14 protein-coding genes and 1 pseudogene are annotated in these 18,772 nt (G+C 36.9%); 9 read left to right on the top strand and 6 right to left on the bottom strand.

The genetic code is table 11. From position 1 onward, the window contains the following. Positions 1-151: 151 nt before the first annotated feature. The 5 genes from ACPYKA_RS05825 to ACPYKA_RS05805 all read left to right on the top strand — a co-directional run bounded on the left by ACPYKA_RS05825 (position 152) and on the right by ACPYKA_RS05805 (position 8,879). Positions 152-1,798: an amidohydrolase gene (locus ACPYKA_RS05825; RefSeq protein WP_479541446.1), complete on the top strand. Its 1,647-nt coding sequence runs from the start codon at positions 152-154 to the stop codon at positions 1,796-1,798. A gap of 95 nt (positions 1,799-1,893) precedes the next feature. Further along, positions 1,894-3,501, top strand: a complete 1,608-nt coding sequence (locus ACPYKA_RS05820; protein WP_479541445.1) for a zinc-binding metallopeptidase family protein — start codon at positions 1,894-1,896, stop codon at positions 3,499-3,501. Positions 3,502-3,585: 84 nt separating this feature from the next. Further along, positions 3,586-5,142: a BCCT family transporter gene (locus ACPYKA_RS05815; protein ID WP_479541444.1), complete on the top strand. Its 1,557-nt coding sequence runs from the start codon at positions 3,586-3,588 to the stop codon at positions 5,140-5,142. Positions 5,143-6,338: 1,196 nt separating this feature from the next. Continuing rightward, a complete protein-coding gene (locus ACPYKA_RS05810) occupies positions 6,339-6,845 on the top strand; it encodes a Panacea domain-containing protein (RefSeq protein ID WP_479541443.1) in 507 nt (168 codons plus the stop codon). Between the two features lie 48 nt (positions 6,846-6,893). Continuing rightward, on the top strand, positions 6,894-8,879 hold the full coding sequence (locus ACPYKA_RS05805; RefSeq protein ID WP_479541442.1) for a hypothetical protein: 1,986 nt from the start codon (positions 6,894-6,896) through the stop codon (positions 8,877-8,879). 544 nt (positions 8,880-9,423) lie between these two features. Here ACPYKA_RS05805 and ACPYKA_RS05800 read toward each other — a convergent pair. Next, a complete protein-coding gene (locus tag ACPYKA_RS05800) occupies positions 9,424-9,927 on the bottom strand; it encodes a competence protein ComK (RefSeq protein ID WP_479541441.1) in 504 nt (167 codons plus the stop codon). Positions 9,928-10,182: 255 nt separating this feature from the next. On the opposite strand from ACPYKA_RS05800, the gene ACPYKA_RS05795 reads away from it, so the two are divergent. Together ACPYKA_RS05795 and ACPYKA_RS05790 are read left to right on the top strand one after the other, a co-directional pair. Further along, positions 10,183-10,746, top strand: coding sequence for a sigma-70 family RNA polymerase sigma factor (locus ACPYKA_RS05795; protein WP_479541440.1), 564 nt, complete (start codon positions 10,183-10,185; stop codon positions 10,744-10,746). A gap of 104 nt (positions 10,747-10,850) precedes the next feature. Next, positions 10,851-12,023, top strand: a pseudogene (locus ACPYKA_RS05790) (DnaD domain-containing protein). 296 nt (positions 12,024-12,319) lie between these two features. On the opposite strand, the gene ACPYKA_RS05785 reads toward ACPYKA_RS05790, so the two are convergent. The 5 genes from ACPYKA_RS05785 to ACPYKA_RS05765 are packed head-to-tail and all read right to left on the bottom strand — an operon-like array spanning position 12,320 to position 16,727. Continuing rightward, positions 12,320-13,120: a carbon-nitrogen hydrolase family protein gene (locus tag ACPYKA_RS05785; RefSeq protein WP_479541439.1), complete on the bottom strand. Its 801-nt coding sequence runs from the start codon at positions 13,118-13,120 to the stop codon at positions 12,320-12,322. A gap of 48 nt (positions 13,121-13,168) precedes the next feature. Continuing rightward, a complete protein-coding gene (locus ACPYKA_RS05780; RefSeq protein ID WP_479541438.1) occupies positions 13,169-14,176 on the bottom strand; it encodes a TRAP transporter substrate-binding protein in 1,008 nt (335 codons plus the stop codon). Between the two features lie 38 nt (positions 14,177-14,214). Then, positions 14,215-15,507: a TRAP transporter large permease gene (locus ACPYKA_RS05775; protein ID WP_479541437.1), complete on the bottom strand. Its 1,293-nt coding sequence runs from the start codon at positions 15,505-15,507 to the stop codon at positions 14,215-14,217. 1 nt (position 15,508) lies between these two features. Continuing rightward, positions 15,509-15,985 (bottom strand): TRAP transporter small permease, encoded by a 477-nt coding sequence (locus ACPYKA_RS05770; RefSeq protein WP_479541436.1) that lies wholly within the window; start codon positions 15,983-15,985, stop codon positions 15,509-15,511. Further along, a complete protein-coding gene (locus tag ACPYKA_RS05765) occupies positions 15,972-16,727 on the bottom strand; it encodes a creatininase family protein (RefSeq protein ID WP_479541435.1) in 756 nt (251 codons plus the stop codon). Before ACPYKA_RS05765 ends, ACPYKA_RS05770 begins: the two co-directional genes overlap by 14 nt. Before the next feature lie 463 nt (positions 16,728-17,190). Between ACPYKA_RS05765 and ACPYKA_RS05760 the strand changes: the two genes are divergently transcribed. Together ACPYKA_RS05760 and ACPYKA_RS05755 are read left to right on the top strand one after the other, a co-directional pair. Then, positions 17,191-17,577, top strand: a complete 387-nt coding sequence (locus ACPYKA_RS05760; protein WP_479541434.1) for a helix-turn-helix domain-containing protein — start codon at positions 17,191-17,193, stop codon at positions 17,575-17,577. 541 nt (positions 17,578-18,118) lie between these two features. Next, positions 18,119-18,388 carry a hypothetical protein gene (locus ACPYKA_RS05755; RefSeq protein WP_479541433.1) on the top strand — a complete coding sequence of 90 codons (270 nt, stop codon included), beginning with the start codon at positions 18,119-18,121 and terminating at the stop codon, positions 18,386-18,388. Positions 18,389-18,772: the final 384 nt, after the last annotated feature.

Genomic DNA, 18,772 nt, shown 5'->3' with positions numbered 1-18,772 from the left:
TAGGGTTAATCAAAAAGAGGGTTATACAGAAATGTATAACCTGGTATAAGTCAATTTCTAAAAAGGTTATAAAGTAAGGGATACACTGTCTTGGCATAGTTTTTGCATATAAGTTATATGAGGCATAGCTAAACAACAAGGAGGAGTATCTGTGAAAGAACAATCAATTCTATTTTATGGTGGAAGCATTTTAACGATGGAAGAAACGGAGCGGGTAGAAGCTATTTCGGTAAAAGGGGATCGGGTTGTTTGTGCCGGTACTGTTGAAGAATGTCGGCTCGCTCTTGAAGGTAGTGAAATCCAAGAAATAAATTTAAACGGTCAATGTTTATTACCAGGATTTATTGATCCGCATTTACACTTAATGATGTTAGGGATGTGTCATACGTGGATTGATATAAGTTATCCCAAGGTAAAAAGTATCAATGATTTAGTTCGGGAACTATCGATTCATACAGACCGATTACGTGATGGAGCGATTATTCGAGGGTTCGGCTTTGACCAAAGAAACTTGAAAGAAAAACGTTATCCAACCGCAGATGACCTCGATCGGGTCAGTACCGAATATCCAGTTCAAATTATGCATGCAAGTGGGCACGCGAACGTCGTAAACCATTATTTCCTTAATATGTTGGAGATTGATGAACATACAAAAGATCCGATAGCAGGCGTGATTGGAAGAGACAATAATGGAAAACCGAATGGACAACTTTTTGATAGTGCCAATGATTTTTTTGCTGAAAAATCAGGTGTACTTGTTGGAAATCATGGGCCGAATATACACATGCCAGATACACCGGAAAACTTACAAACTCTTATCCAAGTCGGGCAAGAAAAGTGTGTGACGGCTGGAATTACAACGATTAATGATCCGCAAGTAACAAAGCAAGAAATGGAATCATTTGATGTAGCTAAAAAGAATGGAAATTTAAAAATGCGTGTTGTTATGTCCTTCTTATCTACTTATTTAGATGAACTCATTCATCTTGGATTCCGTTCTGGATTTGGTGATAAACAGCTATCAATTGGGTCGATTAAGTTTTATGCGGATGGTTCATTAAATTCTGGTACCGCTTATCTTTCGACGAACTACGCTGATAATGCTAGAAAGAAAGGATACTTGTATCATGAACCCGAAACTTTCAAAGAAATGTTCTTCAAAGCGCACAAGCAAGGATTTCAAACGTTGACACATGCTCAAGGAGATAGTGCTATTCAGCTTGTAATTGATGGGGTAAGGGAAGCCCAAGCAAATGAAACTTTTGACCGTCGTCATCGCATTGAGCACTGTGGATTGCCGGACCCTTCCCAAATGGATGCTATAAAGGAACTCGGAATTTGGCCGGTACCGCAACCACAGCATGTGTACCAATATGGGGAAGGAGTTATTCGTCAGGTTGGGGAATTAGGACGGAATTATTCACCATACGGGTGGTTCAAAGAAAAGGGTATTCCAATTGTATTATCATCCGATGCACCAGTATCTCCACCGAATCCTATCCTTGCCATCTATGCGGCCGTAACTCGGAAGACCTTACAGGGGAACCTTATCGGGGAGGAGCACCAAATCACTCTTACAGAAGCATTGCGTGGATATACGATTGAGGCAGCAAAAGTGGTAAATAAAGAAGACCTGATTGGTTCCATTACTAAAGGAAAGCTAGCGGACTTTGCTGTTCTATCAAAGAATCCTTACGATGTGCCAGTGGAAGAGATAAAGGACATTGCTGTTACTGAAACTTGGATTGCTGGAAAGAAAGTATTTGAAAAAGAAGCAACCCTATTAATGGGTGAATAGAAGGTTAGAAATATAATTTACCCTTTTTGAAAAAAGGATATATAGTGATAGAGCCCTGCAGGTACTTATATTAAAATGGTGAAAAGGTGGTTACTATGGCAACGCTAGGAGAGAAGTTGATTACAGACGAAAAACAAATGATCATGGATTGGGTAGATAAAAACCAATCTAAACTATCTGATTGGAATCAAAAGATATGGAATTATGGGGAAACGGCTTGGAGAGAATATAAATCCTCCAAGTGGTATATCGAGCAATTGCAGAAAGAAGGGTTTACTGTAGAAGAAGGGAGTGGAGGCATGCCTACTGCTTTTTGCGCGACATGGCAGAATGGCGATGGGCCTGTTATTGCCGGGTATGCCGAGTATGATGCGGTACCAGGAAATTGCCAAGCGGCAGATACGGTGGAACGTCTAAGAAATGGTTTGAGTAAATACGCAGGTGGACACACGGATCCTCATTCTGCATTGGGTATTGGGTCCTTTGGAGGATTTCTAGCTGCAAAAGCGGTCATGGAGAAATTCGATATTAAAGGAAAGCTAAAATTCTTTGGAGAGCCTGCAGAAAAAGTAAGAGGCTCGAAGCCAATTCATGCCGCGAAAGGATATTATGATGACCTTGATGCAGCGATTAGTTTCCATCCATTTTATATGTTGCCATTATGTAACACGACACGATGGAATACACATTGTGCAGTTGCGTACTCCGTTATGTACACGTTTACATGTGATGAACCGGAAACGTGGCTTTCTTCAGGAGATGATTCACCGATCCCGGCATCTCATGCTTCTGTTCGTGCGCCAGGGGCTACTGATGCAGTTGTACAGATGTATACATTATCCAAGATGTCTAGGGAACACATGCTACCACACAACTTGGGATGGAGTGTGAATGAGACGATTTTAAATGCCGGACAAGCAACAGCAGATAATATTCCTGGTCAAATGGCGCAAATCTACTATTTCATTCGAGTGCCGGATATTAAAATGGCGGAAGATGTAGTTAAAGTCCTTGATCAAAATGCGGAAAGTGCCGCTAAATCTGCACATTGTAACTGGAAGAAAGAATGGATAACCAAGTCCAGAGCGGGCCTTGAAAACCATACAATGGCAACAGTCACATATGAGAACTTGGAAATTGCTGGTCCTCCGAAGTTTGAAAGGGATGCGATTAAGGTAGCGCAGGAAATTCAAGAAAACCTTGGATTGGAACCAATGGAGAAACCATATTTAGATGAGGTTGAAAATCTCATTCCACCGGAGGAAGCGGAGAGGAGGCTTCGGGAAACAATTCCAGATATCCAACGTCATTTCACTTCGGACGATTATACGGAATATTGCTGGCATGCTCCAACAGTACGACTGTATATTGGTAGACCAGCACTAAAGTCACCGAAACCGGGGTATGCTTATCCAGCATGGGTGATGAATGCGTTGGGTGGAATTCGAGAATGTATCGATCCAATGATCGAGAGCGCATCCAAAACAATTGGAATGACGATTATCGATTTATTAACGAAACCGGAAGTATTAAAACAAGCACAGGATGAATTTAACGAAAGAACGGGTGGCGGTATGAAGGGTAATGAATGGCAAGAGCCGCTGTGTGACTATGAACCTCCTATTCACTACCGTTGGCCAGAATATGTAACAACTGCTCGTGGAAAGGATCAGTGGGTCATACCAGCAGAAGGGGACAAGTAAGGGGAAGGGAAAGCCTATTAAAATAGTAGTCGGCGTAATCCTTTCTTGGAGTTTCTTATCTATAAAATCTAAAGGGGAATGGGGATGCGGAAAAATTTTGTTGTTATTGCGTCGCTTGCATTTACTGCTTTATTTGTAGGTTTTGGTATTGTTGCACCAGAAAAACTTGGTGATGTTGCTGCGTATATTTTATTTACTTTTATCGGGGAGTATTTTGGTTGGTTTTATATGTTTGTTGCTCTGTTCTTTGTTGTTACTTGTTTATTCGTAGCTTTTTCCAAATACGGGAATATTCGTTTAGGTAAAGATACAGACCGTCCCCAGTTCAATACATTTACTTGGATTGCCATGCTATACAGTTGTGGGCTAGCTATTAGTCTTTTCTTCTGGGGTGTTGCTGAGCCGGTATTAATGTACTTGGAACCACCATATGGTGATGGTGGAACAAAGGAATCTGCGGAAGTTGCGATGCAATATACATTCTTTCACTGGGGGGTTCATAGCTGGGGAACCTATACGATTATTGGATTAATTATGGCCTATTTTCAATATCGGAAAAATACACCACCATTGATCAATCATACCTTACAACCTTTATTAGGGAAGCGGGCATTCGGTCCAATTGGAAAATTCATTAATATTTTAGCAATCTTTGCAGTAATTAGCGGCATTTCAACTTCACTAGGACTTGGCGTAAACCAAATGGGAGCAGGTTTTGAATATCAATATGGTATTGCAAATAACACAGTAAATAATATTATCTTAATTGTTATTCTAACAATTATCTTTACTGCTTCCGCAAGTAGCGGTATAGAGCGGGGGATTAAGTGGTTATCTAATATTAATATTATAATAGCCTTAATGATTTTAGCAGCGGTTTTCTCCCTTGGTCCGACCGTCAAGGTTTTGGAAATACTTTTTACATCAACCGGTAATTACTTAAACAATTTTATAGACATGAGTTTTCACCTAGAACCATTTCTTAATGATTACAGCTGGCAAGCAGGCTGGGATTTCTTCTATTGGGGTTGGGCAATTAGCTTTGGTGTATTTGTAGGACTATTTTTCGCTCGTATATCCAAGGGAAGAACAATTAGGGAATTTATCCTTGGAGCGATGATTGTTCCAACAATTGCCACCATGATTTGGTATGGGACATTTGGTGGAACCGCCCTCTACAACATTATTAACCTTGGAAACACAGAACTTTCCAATCGAATTTTAGAAAATATGGATACAGCCTTGTTTTATTTTCTAGAGTTATTTCCTGCATCACCAATACTCATTCTCATGACTTTTATTTCGTTAATTATTTTCTTCGTTACCTCAGCCGACTCAACTGTTTATGTATTAGGTATGTACAGCGAAGAAAGTACGAATCCGTCAAATAGAAGTAAAATTTTATGGGCAATGGTCATTGCAGGTGTAGCAATTGCATTACATTTAACGGGAGGATTAACACCACTCCAAACTGTCTCAGCCGCCGCAGGGCTTCCATTTTCAATTGTAATACTAGCAATGACGATATCTTTCTTTAAATCATTGCGGAGGGAGACGATGGTTGTCGATCACGTAAGCAAAGAAGAGGTGGCGTATAATAGTGAAGAAAATAAGGCGGAGATAAAGAAGAAGAGTTCTTAAACCAGGATGCATGTTACTTTTTTGTTTGGAAAAAAACTTTCATCTCCTTTCCTTGTTGAATAGACGAGAAAAGGAGATGAAAATTATTGAAACTTTGTTACGTTTCGAAAGCTTGCCCTGCACAATCAGCCTCTCCGATAACTGTCATCTTATGGCAGTTTCTCCCTTGGACTCCTTCGAGCGTTCTGAAAAGCTCCAATGTGTTTATATTTAAATACATGTATAGGATGAATTTATTTATATTATAGATTCCCGATCGATAAATATATCGCGTTTTTAGATAAGGTTCGATTCATTCGCTGCCGCCTTCTAGGCCGATTCCACTTTCTTTCACCCTGCCAAATGTCGCATGTGCTGTGGCTGGTGCTCTAGCCAATGATTCCCAAATTAAGGTTTTCACTTAAGTAGACACCGTTACGGTAATCATCTGTGAAGAAATAAGAGGTTAGGTCGAATGGTGTACTGTTGGTAATTATGGGTTCCTGTCATCACTCGAAACCATCCGTATTTTGTCTCATATTATAGAATGCAAAAAAAGCTAGGTTCATCTGTGAAGAGGTCTAGCTTTTTTAATAATTTTTTCCTGAAGTAAAATGAATTCTTCTCGGCTCATAGTAGATTAATTTTACATTAAAGTTAGCGAAAAATTCAAAATGGTTATCTAAGGATTGATCATTTTAGTATCTTGGCTAGACATGGAACGAACACTCGTTCTTGACATGCGCTTGGATATCGTTTATCTTGTATGTAACCTATAGAAAATGCAAAATTTAAGATGATGTAATGGCAATAGTAGTTTCTAGTATAGGCCTAAGAGGTGTTGAAGTATGAAAGGGCAAGTGGGAGGACAATTTACCTGAGATTGAAGGGGGAAGTATTATGGACTTACCTTCTTCGGCTAAAAAGTCGGAGGCTAGGCTGATGGCTGCTCTCTAAGTCTATCACTGTCAAGAGCAGTGACAATGGGCGAGTCCCCACCACGTTAATATGCTAAAGAGAGCGATATAGTAGGGTGATGTAAGCGTAAGATTGTCCACACCTGTTTTTTTAATGTTGGACTATTTTAAGCCGATTGAAAGATTCCATAACCCTATTGTTATATTCATTTTAAACAAACGAAATTTAATTGACTTTTCAGATAACTAATTGACAAGCATTTTCTTTTGATGTATAATTAAATTAAGAGGAGGGATTATATGGTAGCAACTAAGGCGAGTAATTTAGAAGTTATGTACAGTGGAGTTATTAATAATGACACTTCAGTGACTGCTTCGGATATTGCAAAGTACTTGTTAAGTATGAGTGAACCAGGTACTCCGTTTGCTATAACTCCTTTGAAACTTCAAAAACTTCTTTACTATGTTCAAGGTTGGCACATGGCGCTTGAAAATGTAAACTTGTTTAGTGATGACTTTGAAGCTTGGGATCATGGCCCCGTAATAAGAAGTATATATGAAGATTATAATCACTATGGTTATAGAACAATTGAGAAAGTAAATTTAAAAGAAATAGAAAATCAGATCTTAAACGATAATCAAATAAGATTAATTAACGCTGTTTGGAATGTATATGGTGAATTCGATGGTAAGTATCTAGAACAACTAACACATCAAGAAGAGCCATGGATTAATACCCCTAGAAACAGCATTATAGATAAAAGAAATATTGGGAGCTATTTTGTGGGAATGCTAAATAAAGGCTAAAAGAGGTGGATTCCCAGCTCTTTTTTTGTATAAGGGGTTATTTATAATATGAATAAGTCGTTGAAAATATTAGTTAGATTGGGAATTACTGGATTGGAATTCTTAAAGAGTAAATATTTTAAAAGACCACTTTTGTACATTGCTATATTTTATTGTTGTTTGTTATTTATATTTTTAATCTTAAGGCCAAGTACGCCTCAAAACGAAGATTTGAAGCTAATTAACAACCTTTTGTATAATATTGTGAATATTGTTGTTTATAATGATAATGGATTTTATGATACTGATGTACAAGGGTTCATAAAAACCCTTACCAACTCTTTTGGATTCGTTTTATCAATATTATCTGCAATTTATATATTCACTCATAGGGAGCAAAAAACAGTTTCACCATCAGCATCGCACAATAGATATAAAAATAATTTAATAATTAGAGTAGTATTCATTATACTCTTGGTTATCATTACTGGTTATATGCTCCAGAATCATTATGATTATTATTTAAATATAAATGGAAATAATACTATTCATATCACTAATATCTTGCACCTCAAAATATATTTTTGGATATTCAGTCTAATTATTAGCGCAATACATATTGTACTTTTAGTTAAATACCTCTTAAACTCTATTAATGTATCAAAAATGTTAGTAAACTCAATAATTGATACTTCTAGGACAATTAATAGTTTAATTAACTTGATAAGAGTAAACAATATTAAAAGCAGTAAAATTCTATCGAAGTTGTTATCGACGGTAGGCGAGCGGCTGGATACACATGCAATGTTAAGCACTGTTTATGATAAATTACATTATAATATTGAAAGTGTTTTTCAAAACCTAAAATTTATAGCTAATCATAATATGAATAAAGAATTTGAAGATGGTATACTATTACTAGATAAGAAAGTAATAAATAAACTTAAGAAATATAAAACTACTGATGGAAAGTTGTATTCAATATATCTATATGAAAACGATCAAGTAAAATTTGTAGAAATATACAAATCATTTTTAAGGAATATTCTTTCTTTAATTAATTACTTATATAAAGAAAAGCATTATAATAAGGCAAGGGATTTGGTATCTCTTTATTTTTCTTTATATATAGAAGGTGAAGATAATTTAGGTAGAGATTTTATGGATAGTCTTAATGAATTTCTATCTTCGCTTGATACAAATGATCCCCGACAGTTACGGGCTTTTCTGGATGAATTGGATAATGTTACAACAAGCGAACAAACTTTAACTACTTTTCATAATCTACTTATGAAGTTGATAATCCAAGACAATGTTAAAGTATTGACAAATGTTGTGTACGATTTCAAAAGTATTGTGGATATTGATAGAAATGAGGCTCATAGATATTCGGGCTTTACACTTTCTATTGCCCTAAGTCAAAACAAACAGTTAGAAAAACAGGTAGTTTACATACTCTTGCAATGTTTGTTAAAAAGTATAGAAATTTCCCACTATTCATGTGCAGGGTTCTTAGTAAAATATTTAATTACAAATTTTGAAGGAAAAGATATAAATGAATCATTATACCTTCTAAAAAAAGATCCTAATTTGTTCGCCGATAATTCAGAAAGGCGGAAACATATTATGACAAAAATAGAATCACATAAAGATATAGGTGAACTTATGCCTAAAGAGGTTGCCGCCACAAAGGAAACATATCTTAGTGGCGAGGAATATATTATCATGGAAACTCAAGATGAAAATGAAGTTAAGCCATTTAATATGAATAAGGAAACGTTTGATTATTGTTTAAAAAAGTTGGTAATACTGCTGTACGGTCAACAATATTATGCATATAAGAATAAATTATGGTTTGTCAAAGAGGAAAATTTTAAACTGGAAATTGATATAGAGACTGAATTTAAAAAATGTAATTATTCCAATTATATTATAAAAAAAGTGAAGGCAGCATCTGGGCAGTATGGTTTGATTTTCTTTGACGATGAGGAAACTATGGATAGAATACATTCCAAGTGTAATATTAAGATAAGCCAATATATTGGATTTGTATGATGATATGAATGAGTTTTCTAATTCCTGGCCCTACCCAATCAAGGGAATGAGGTCAGACTCCCACCACGTTAATAACTAAAGTGGTGGGTTATCATGTTTAGAGGTGGAGTATTACAGACTGTTAACGCGTGATAAAAGGCCTAACAGCTATAAAAGTTATCTGTTAGTTAATTATCATTTTTTTGTAATAATTCAAAACCATCTCCTTCATAAAATCGTCTTAAGTTAATCTCATCAACGTATTCTATATCAGCTTTTTGAAAATTTAGTTGGATATGCTGCTCAACCCTCACATGATAAATTATGTGAGGATTTTTTAGTTGCTTGGTCAGCCTAGCATTATGTTTAGAAACGATGACTCTTTGTCAGTATGCTAAAAAGCGCTGGTGTATGAATGAATAGATACTAAATATAATTTTTTGGGCACACAAAGTTGTGGTGTTAGCATCAAGAAAAAGATTCACATATAACTCATAAAACCTTATAAAGAACCTGAGCCCAACTATCTTAACTGAATACCGCTGTTGTCTGTTTTATATAACCTCTACTTATCCCTACCCTGCTCAATCCTATACGTAAACATATACTTACATTGTCTAGCTCGATCCAACTGCGTCTCTACCGTATGCAGCGAAACCTCCAACTCATATTCAAGCCCATTCCGAAACACAACCACCGATTTCTCTTTCGCCCCTTGCTTCCTACCTGGAACCGGCTCCACATGATGAACATGATTCGCAAAAATCCACATACAATCAAAATCCTTGATCGCATGCGTAGGAAAAGCATAAATACCAAAATAATTACTAACCGGAATGGGGACTCTTCGTTTAAAACCAGTCTGCTCCGTCACCGATTTCCTTCTGCCATCAAATGTAGCACCGTACTTTGAGCATGCTTGTTCCATTAGCTCAAGTGCTGTTTTTTTAATGAGAAATTGCCTGCCCTGCTCAGCTACAATTGTCTCGTACCCAATCTGCCTTGCAGGTAAAAGCATCATGGTTCTCGGGTTAACTAAATAGTCTTCTAGAATCTCCAACTTGTTCATTGTCATTAGCCTCCAATAAAATTTTATAAATATAATTTTAGGCTAACTTTTGATATTACCTTCAAAATTGAATTATCACAGCCTTTTTCCAGGTCATTTTGCAATTTTGTCCGGTGAAAATTCAATTTTGAAGCGTCATTTGCGAAATAAGGAAAAAGTAATGTTTTCTGGGATGTTTTATGATGAACGTGTCACTGGAAGAAAGGAACAAAATCAACATTCCAGTAGATAGATGACAGAAGGGAGTGAAGTACAATGAACAAGGAGAAGAAAGAGGGGAATGCCGTTAACGAGGTGAGTTTCGAGGATATCTTCAAACAAAACGAGCGAAGGATCCATTATCAGATCCACCGCTTAGGAATTCGTGACCCGTATCAAGATTTTTATTCGGAAGGCCTCTTCGCCTTATGGAAGGCCTATGAAAAGTACAACCCCAACAAAGGACCCCTTGGCACCTACTTCAACTACATCATCCGCAACCGCCTCGTTGATCTGCTCCGCAAAGAAGTGCGCGATCAAGAGAAGAAAGATGCCGTTGTAGAAACAGAGAAGCAGCAAATCCATGATGCGACAACGGAACTTCAAAATGGGATGAGCGAGATGCCGGAAAGTGGGCTGGAAGAGCAGGAGATGTGGCAAGAGGTTAGGTCCGAGCTTACGGAGAAACAGTGGGATTGGGTGTATTACTATATTATTCACGACATGCCGCTTAAAGAAATTGCAGAGTTGAAAGGGGTTTCCGTTGACGCTGTGAAGAGTTGGGGGAAGAGCGCGCGGAAGAGACTGCGGGCACTTTACGACGGGAAGCCTCCTGAATAAAAGGATGTTTCACTTTAAAAAAGTCCCAGCTGAAAAATGAATGTTCAGCTGGGATGCTTGGCTATATTTTTATAGTTAACTGAAGAAAAATAGGAAGGGAATAGATGAAGATGAATTACATAAAAGAAATCAATGCATTTTACGATCACCAAGAACGGGAGCCGCTTTCCGGTAGTGCGGTTGCGTTGTGGTATGCGCTCATGCATATGAACAATAAAACGAGATGGAAAAATACATTTACTGCCCCTGGATCGGCACTCCGTAATAAGGCGGGCTTATCGGCAACGAGTTTTAAACAGGCGCGTGCAGAGCTTGAGGAATTAAAGTACATCGACGTGGAATCGCGAGGCAAGGGGAGAGCGCCTATTTATACGATGCATAGTCTAGTCATTGAGATGGAACGGGATGAGGAGGTTTCCCTGAATGCTGAAACGGATTTCCAGCATAGAGAAGAGCAGTTTAGCGAGACAGAGAATACGGCTGCGGCGGAAAAAGTGAAGCAAGCAGATATGCCTCGTGTCGTGGATGGACAATTGAAAGAAAAATACACGGAAGGGCAAAATCTAGTAGAGCAGGGTAGCAGTGAACAGTTGGCCGAGTCTTCGGACCAAGCGATTGCTCACTCCTTGAGCCAGCAAGGGAACGAAAGCTTGACCTTTGTTCCGCACCAACTGATGGACCAAATCCCGGACCAACATGCGGACCAACTTCCGACCCATCTTTCGGACCAAGTTCCGGCCCCATTAATTAAACAATACATAAACAAAACAAATACAAAACAAAATAATACAAATGCATCTGCAGCAGCTATGCGCGCGGGTGTATTTGCGGACCAAGAAATGAACCGGTCAGCAAGTGATTCGGATGCAATCCAGTTTTATCAAGAAAACTTCGGCCTGATCAGTCCGTTTGTCGCGGAATCTTTACAGGACTGGTGTGAAACCTTGGGAGAAGAATTAGTGATTGAGGCGATGAAGCGTGCTCTGGAGCGGAATATTTTATCGTGAGCGTATGTGAAAAGTATTTTGAATGCGTGGGATAAGAAGGGGATTCGGACATTGGCTCAGGTGGAGGCGGAGCGAGTGGCTTTCCGGAATAAGCGCAAGCCCGAGAATCGCGGGATAGGTGCGTCTGTTTCGGGCAGCGCGGATATTGTGCCGGATTGGTTGGAAGGAGAGATGTTGAAGCAGAGGGAGCGGGAGTGTGAGGTGCGTGATGAGGAAGCTACGCCGGAGCGGGTGGAGGAGATGATGAGGCGGTTGGGGATTGGAGTGTGAGGATGATTTAAGTTGAACCAGCCAATATATTCATGGGCTGGAGTGTTTATTCATATTACAGGTGGTGATTGTGGAAGTTAAACGATCAAACCCGCTGATTATAACAAAAAACTAAACTGCGAAGTAAGCCGTACGCGTCTTACTTACACAGTTTAGTTTATACTCCTTAGATACTCGCTTACCAATCAACTATTAAGTCATCAGTAGTCGGTGTTGGATGGGAGTTTGAATATTCTCGTTTTCTATTAAAGTTTTTTATCCCTATTATAATACTGAAGGAATCAAGTTAAATACTTTTACTCAATTTTATAGAACTCTGGCCTACGATCTTTAACACTTGGTAATTTACTTCGAACTCTTTTGATTCTATCAATGTCAATTGGGGTTGTAATTAAGGTTTCTTCTTCACCCGCACTTGCTATAACGAGTCCCATAGGATCAACAATCATACTGCATCCTGTGAACATATTGTTAACTTGGTTAGCGCCAAACATATAAACCGTATTCTCAATGGCCCTTGCACGAAGAATTGTTTGCCAATGGTCTTCCTTCATATTGCCTGCAACCCATCCCGTCGGAACAAAAATAAAATCAGCTCCCTCTATAACTAGTTTTCTGCTAATTTCAGGAAAACGGATCTCATAGCAGACCATAATTCCAATTTTACCAAATTCCGTTTCAATTACCTCTGCACTCTTCGTTCCTGGTTTGATCGTTTCTGATTCCTTATAATTGAAAGCATCATATAAATGTGTTTTTCGATAAGCTTGTAACAATTCTCCAGAACGATCCAGACAAATAATGGTATTATAAGCGAATTCATTTGAATTTGAATCCGACTCATAGGTTCCGAAAATAACGTAAATTTGATTTGTTTTAGCGTATTGCTTTAATTTGCTGACAAAAGGTCCATCTAGTGGCTCTGCAATATCAGCTGGTTTTGTTGCTGAATCTGCCGGCACATAAGCCATGAACATTTCAGGTAATACAATAAAATCCGAACCTGATTCTTTAGCCTGCTTAATATATCTTTCCGCTTTTTCCAGATTCTGTTGTTTATCCGTACTAGATTTAACTTGAGCTAACGAAACTTTCATCTTTATCTTCTCCTCTTAAATTATATGGTGTTTCAATAGTTACCTAATTCAGTTATCACTGAACTCTTTGATCGCGTTAAAAATGTCTTCTCCTAAAATATCAATATAGTATTCTTGTGTTTCTTTTGTTGCTTCATTAAATGCATCAACGTCTGGTTCTATAAAATTCATTCCTTTTTCCTTTAGCTTCTCTATATAATCTTCTGTATCGTTTGTAATTAATTCCTCCATATAAAGTTCCGCTTCTCTCCAAGTTTCTTTGATAAGCTCCACTTGTTCTGCACTCAAAGAATCATATAGTTTTTCATTAACTATTAAAAATCTGGGAGGTATTGCATGATTTGTTTCTATTATTGTATCTTGAATTTCATAAAAACTATTATCATAAATAATTTGATAAGGATTCTCTTGCGCTTCAATTACACCAGTTTGCAAAGAAGTATAAAGTTCAGTAAATGCTAATGGAGAAGGATTAGCACCCATCTCTTTAAACGCTGACAAAGTGCTTTTTTCTTCTGGCACACGTATTTTTAAGTTTTTTATATCTTCTGGTTTTCTTATTTCTTTACCCTTTGTTGTAATTACACGAGTCATATTGGGAATTAACCCTATTACTTTTAAGTTTTTAGTTGCATCTTCTTCATTAATTCTATCTAAAATCAATTCCTCGTATTCACTGTTTATAAGTTGAAATAGATTTTCTTCACTTTCGAAAAGGAATGGGGCTCCTAAACTTCCAGGTATCTCTGTGCCAGGAAGCACTCCTGTAGCTGCAAAGTCTATACTACCACTTTTAACTCCTTCAATTATATCTTCTTCATCTCCAAGCTGCCCATCTGAGTAATGTTTCATTTTTATTTCACCATTAGATTTTTCCTCTAAGTCTTCTGCAAACTTTAACATTCCTTTCGTATGTGGACTTGCCTTTTCAACAACATCTGCTGACTTTAAATTAAGGTTCCCACTTTCTGCTTTACTACTGTTTTCTGTACCGCAAGCTGCGAGTACAAATACTAGGAATAACGAAAAAATTAAGTAATAGATAGTTTTTTTCATTTCTTTAAGTTTCCTCTCCTTTTTACTTTTTGTATTCATTAGTTATTCAATAAATTTGGAATAAATAATGAGAGTTGCGGAATAAATGTCACAAGCAGCAAAGAAATTAACAGCATCACGATAAATGGAACTGAAGCTCGTATTACTGACGCAATAGGAATTTTCGCAATTGATGAAGTGATGAACAAATGCAATCCTACAGGCGGAGTAACTAATCCAATCATTAAATTAACGGTCATTATGATAGAGAAATGAATAGGGTCTATCCCCAAATCTGTTAAAATCGGATACATGATAGGTACAGCTAATAGAATAATTGGTATGGCTTCCATGACCATCCCAAGTATTAGTAACATAATGTTTACAATAACTAAAATAATATATGGATTGGTACTTATCCCGCTGAGGAAGGATTCGATCATGAAATCAATATCATAATATACAGCGATCCATCCAAAAAATATGCCACCAACTGTAACAAGTCCAATTGACCCAGTAGATATTGCTGCTTTCTTTAAAACTTCATACATCGTCTTTAGATTCAACTCTCTGTAATACAAGAAAGTTATTAGAAAAGCATAAATAACTCCAATCACTGCTGATTCGGTAGGACTGGCTATTCCAAATATAATACTTCCTATGATTAATATTGGTACAAATATAGCTAAAATGGCCCCTTTTGTTGCTTGTAATTTCTCTTTAGCACTTGATTTCTCTTTAACTGGTATTTTAGCTTTCTTGGCATATATATACACATAGAGCATTAAGGAGAGTCCCATTATAATTCCAGGTATAATTCCCGCCAAAAACAAATCTCCAACTGAAATACCAGCTATAGACCCAATAATGATCAAAGGGATGCTAGGCGGTATTACTGGGCCTATAGTGGAAGCGCTTGCGATTATAGCTGCACTTTTAGCGGGAGAGAAACCTTCTTTTTTCATTGCTGGAATCATTAGCGCCCCTGTTGAGGAACAATCCGCTACTGCTGATCCAGACATACCTGCCATCAAAACATTAATCCCGACTGATACCTGACCTATACTACCACGCAAATGTCCAATAAACGTTTGGGCGAAGTCAACTAATTTGTTAGTGATACCGCCCCTATTCATAATTTCTCCTGCCAATATAAATAAGGGTATTGCTGTAAAGCTAAATGTCTCCATACCGCTGAAAATATGTTGCGGGATATTTATTAAAGGGATCGTAAAATCACTAAATCCTTGACTTAATAATACAATGAGAATAGGACTCATCAATAGGACGAACGCTATATCCATACCTAAGAATATCCCTATGAGCATTGATATAAAGAGGATTGTTATCATGTTACTTTATCCCCCCTTCTAAATCACTCTCTTTCTTCTGGAACACTCTCTTTATATCCTTTAACACTTTTAAACAAATTATTGCATAACCCACTGGTACGATTGTAACAATCAAAGCTTTATTCCAACCTAGGCTTAAAGTAGATGATCCCCAAATTTCAATAATATATATTATACTAGTAGCTATTATTACAAACATAATACCCACAGTAATTAATAATATTATAATGTCAGTAATCCTTTTTACCTTTGGAGGAAATTTATCTACGAAGGTTGTAATTCGAAAGTTCTCTCCTTTTAGATAAGCGAATGCACCTCCCAAGAACACTAGTCCTAGAAAAAGGTATATAGACAATTCTTCTGACCAATAGAGGGAAAAATGGAATGTACGTGAAAAAATCTGTAACGTTATGACAATTGTCAATAACACAAGTAAAAATATTGTGATATATTCAAGTGTCTTTTCAATTATTCGCATCATATTCCCATCTTTCTTGTAAAAATTCTACAATTCTAGCTACACTTCGCTTAACTAACTCCTCTCCCTTCTCGGGTGTGCCTAAGGTTGCATTTCCTATAGTCCCGGAATCAGTATGTGTGTCATACGATTGATATTGAATAATTTCTGGGAATTTATCTTTAAATTTCGGTGGTTCATTAATCCATTTATCGGTATCGACTAATTCAGGATAAAGGTACATTAAAACAGAAGTACCGGCTTCACTGGCATGCCCGTGTGCAAATTCAGATTCTATTATTCCTTTATCAAGCGGTTGTATGAAACGCCAAAAATCAATTTGAGCACAATTTATACTTTCTTCCCTCTCCATTTCTTGAGCTATTTGGTCAATAATGGGAACGTTACCCAAATGAGGGTTGATAAACAAAAAATCTTTAAATCCCCATTTTTTTAAACTGTTTACTACGTCTATTAGGTACGTTTTAAAACTTTCCGGTTTTATTGTGATTGTCCCTGGGAATACATCTAATGCACTAGAGTCACCAACTTCTAAAGTCGGTCCTATTACACTTTTTACCTTTTCGGCGACTAATTCAGAGATTTTGGTAGCTACCAAAGTATCGGCTCCCAAAGGTAGATGGGGACCATAAACCTCAAAAGCACCTGTTGGTATTATAGCTAAATCAGTATTTTCCTTTCTCTGTACAAATTCTTTCCAACTCATGTCTCTTAAATAGCTTGAATTATGTTTGCTGTTCATTTTAACCTCTCCTATTTCTATTCAAATGATATGTTTCCACTTTTTATGTGATTTTAATTATTAACGTGTCAGATAAAATAAGTTCTTTTAAAAGTTTCTATCCTTTTTGTCATCGCTTACATAACTTGCATTTCTACTATATCCAACTCTATTCATTTCCAAAACAAGTAAGTCCATCAATGCTTTTTCATCTTGATACCCGCTACCAATATTAAGTGGTTTAAGTGATTTCCCCCTCGATTAAACGACATTCACACAATTTCCTACTAGAATGTTATAGGAAAAAATAAGTGACGTGAATAAGTTGTGTAGTTCACTTTTCCTCCTTTCATCTGATTGCTAATCATTATATACAACAAAATGTTGTTCGTCAATTAAATTTACAATTTTATATTGTATTTTAAAGATTTCACAACTTCTGATTGTATAATTTTTTGAAAAAGGATTTTTAAGGGGAATAATTATGGATGTATTTAAAGAACGATTAAAAGATCTCCGTATAGAGAACGGTTATAAACAGGAGGAAGTAGCAAAAATATTAAATGTAACTACTAGTGGCTATGGCTATTATGAACAGGGAAGGAATGAACCTTCATTAGAAACAATCCAAAAAATCGCTACTACATTTAAAGTTTCTGCAGACTACTTACTCGGCATAATTGATACTCCAAATCACTCAGTGGAATTAACCATTACAGAGGACCTTTCATTAAGCGAAGAGGAATTAGCAGCAGTGACGAAAATGAAAGAAGTAAACTTGCTTGACGAATTAAGCATGGATCCCAATGAGAATGTTGAGCGTCTTGTAAGGTTATGGACTTTTATTAAACAAGAAATGAATTTAAGGTAAAACAAATTACTAAAAGAAAATAAGAGGAGTGTAAAATAAACTGTGTGACACGTGCGCAGTTTATTTTATTTTCACTTGATAGTCATGCGGGGCAGATTCCGAATATGACTACAGGGAATTAGTGGTAAGAGGGGAGTTATTGCCGATACTGTAAGAAATGTTACCACTTACAGTGCGCTTGGATCGGAAAGGATTGAGGTTAACTGAAAACTAAAGATTTTTCATTTTGATCATCAATTATTATTGAAAAGTCTAGTGTGGAGAATGCAGGAATTAATAGTGATCGTTCTGATGAAAGCTGCATCGCTATCCCAGTCTTGTGAATGGTTATTAGAGATCTATCCAAAGATGACTTTCTTTTTATAAACATACAAACAAAAGAGTGGGGACTGTACATACAGTGGTGTGAGAGGTCGACTGGCCAACTAATGGTTGCGACGTTGTTCTCTGTTAATAAATAAAGACACCTTGAAAACGATGCAATTATTGGGATTTAATTATAAAGAAGCTATTGGAGTACCGCTTACGGAAGTGTGTGCAGATGTCATATATAACAAATTGGGTGGGCAAAAGAAAGTTAGAATATATGGTACGGGACTTTGAAAATGGGGTTATGGTTGCTACTATACATCCTCAAGTGAGTGGTCGAGACCAACGATCCATGGGATTGGAGAAGTGGATCGACCAACTTTTGGATGAAAATGTGAAATTTGAGAGAGTAGATGTTGTTGTGGAAAGGTTTTTGAATGGATTAGAATATGGGGCATATAGACCTGGAATTGGTGAAGACTGCGGTTTCGGGCGCTCTTAAATATGAAATGCTAGTACCATATGGTTTATTTAAGGAATTATACAAAAGGTATATAGATTTTAATAAACTTTCTTTATTCCTTGTCTTGTCGTTTGAGGGTCTAGTATTTCTTTGGAAGATCAGAGATACAGGCTATGCCACTTTTTACATTGACCATAACAAAACCTAAACCCCAAACCATGTGTGGTTGAGGGTTTTCTCTTTTCAATAAATAGAATAAGTTCTAATATAGACATAAGGAAACTAAATCTTTCAAAAGGGAAACTATATAATAAAAAAAGGCAAACGCTTTCAATGTATTTTGTGCATGCATTAAAGAAACTATTGTTATCTGTTAGTTTTGTAGCTTTAGTTGCAACACCGGTTTTACATGTTGACGGTTTA

The sequence above is a fragment of the Pseudogracilibacillus amylolyticus (SeqCode) genome, from assembly GCF_051918545.1.
Classification (GTDB): Bacteria; Bacillota; Bacilli; order Bacillales; family Amphibacillaceae; genus Pseudogracilibacillus.
This window is presented reverse-complemented; position numbering and strand designations above follow the sequence as displayed.

Bases quoted from the DNA above. Each gene is read 5' to 3' on its own strand.
- ACPYKA_RS05810 (WP_479541443.1), top strand. From the start codon at position 6,339: ATGGTAGCAACTAAGGCGAGTAATTTAGAAGTTATGTACAGTGGAGTT.
- ACPYKA_RS05815 (WP_479541444.1), top strand. From the start codon at position 3,586: ATGCGGAAAAATTTTGTTGTTATTGCGTCGCTTGCATTTACTGCTTTA.
- ACPYKA_RS05755 (WP_479541433.1), top strand. From the start codon at position 18,119: ATGTCATATATAACAAATTGGGTGGGCAAAAGAAAGTTAGAATATATG.
- ACPYKA_RS05765 (WP_479541435.1), bottom strand. From the start codon at position 16,727: ATGAACAGCAAACATAATTCAAGCTATTTAAGAGACATGAGTTGGAAA.
- ACPYKA_RS05780 (WP_479541438.1), bottom strand. From the start codon at position 14,176: ATGAAAAAAACTATCTATTACTTAATTTTTTCGTTATTCCTAGTATTT.
- ACPYKA_RS05760 (WP_479541434.1), top strand. From the start codon at position 17,191: ATGGATGTATTTAAAGAACGATTAAAAGATCTCCGTATAGAGAACGGT.
- ACPYKA_RS05775 (WP_479541437.1), bottom strand. From the start codon at position 15,507: ATGATAACAATCCTCTTTATATCAATGCTCATAGGGATATTCTTAGGT.
- ACPYKA_RS05785 (WP_479541439.1), bottom strand. From the start codon at position 13,120: ATGAAAGTTTCGTTAGCTCAAGTTAAATCTAGTACGGATAAACAACAG.
- ACPYKA_RS05805 (WP_479541442.1), top strand. From the start codon at position 6,894: ATGAATAAGTCGTTGAAAATATTAGTTAGATTGGGAATTACTGGATTG.
- ACPYKA_RS05820 (WP_479541445.1), top strand. From the start codon at position 1,894: ATGGCAACGCTAGGAGAGAAGTTGATTACAGACGAAAAACAAATGATC.
- ACPYKA_RS05770 (WP_479541436.1), bottom strand. From the start codon at position 15,985: ATGCGAATAATTGAAAAGACACTTGAATATATCACAATATTTTTACTT.
- ACPYKA_RS05800 (WP_479541441.1), bottom strand. From the start codon at position 9,927: ATGAACAAGTTGGAGATTCTAGAAGACTATTTAGTTAACCCGAGAACC.
- ACPYKA_RS05795 (WP_479541440.1), top strand. From the start codon at position 10,183: ATGAACAAGGAGAAGAAAGAGGGGAATGCCGTTAACGAGGTGAGTTTC.